The organism is Neoroseomonas rubea (assembly GCF_016106015.1).
Lineage (GTDB): Bacteria > Pseudomonadota > Alphaproteobacteria > Acetobacterales > Acetobacteraceae > Neoroseomonas > Neoroseomonas rubea.
This window is the reverse complement of record NZ_JACADQ010000744.1, coordinates 1-607: the sequence shown is the minus strand read 5'-3', so window position 1 is coordinate 607 and position 607 is coordinate 1. Positions and strand designations below refer to the sequence as shown.

The 607-nt window shown below is 74.6% G+C and carries 1 protein-coding gene and 1 pseudogene; one reads left to right on the top strand and one right to left on the bottom strand.

Features of this window, described 5'->3' with window-relative positions; translation table 11 throughout:
- Window positions 1-360, bottom strand: a 360-nt coding sequence (locus tag HW577_RS26175) for an NAD(P)H-hydrate epimerase (protein WP_332837827.1), incomplete at its 3' end; no start/stop codon positions are given.
- A 44-nt stretch (window positions 361-404) separates the two neighbouring features.
- Here HW577_RS26175 and HW577_RS26170 point away from each other — a divergent pair.
- A pseudogene (locus HW577_RS26170) lies at window positions 405-607 on the top strand (hypothetical protein); the annotation flags it as partial.

Below are 607 nucleotides of genomic sequence, written 5' to 3'. Positions count from 1 at the left end.
CTCCGCCTCGGAGAACGGCACGACCGGCCCATGCCAGCGTGCCGCGGCCCGCGCCGCATCGCTGCCCGGCCGCGGCGGGGCGAGCGCGGCGACGGCCACCGGCCATCCCGCCTGCTCCAGAAGGCGCGCCGCGACATAGCCATCCCCGCCATTGTTGCCCGGCCCCGCAAGCACCAGCGTCCGGCAGGGCCGGGACAGCCGCATCGCCGCGCGCGCGACCGCCCGGCCCGCCGCCTCCATCAGCCGGTCCCCGGGGATGCCGCCGGCGATCGCGAGCGCATCCGCCCGCCCCATCTCCTCGGGCGTCAGCAGTTCGAGAGGTTTGCGCGGCAGACGCGCATCGGACTTGATTTGCGTCATCGGCTCACGGAAGAATGCGCTTAGTCGAATAAAGGGAGAACCCCATGCCGGGACAGCATGATCGCGAAAGGTCGCTCGCGGAACTCTATCGCGACGATCCGGACCGCGCCGACGCCCTTGCATGGGGGCGGCGGGGCACGCTGAAGGGGGCGGCGCTCGCCGCCATGGGCGCGGCCGTCGGCGCGGCCATCCCTTTCGCGCGGCACGCGCCGGCAGGCTTCGTGCCGGCCGCGCTCGCGCAGGGCGC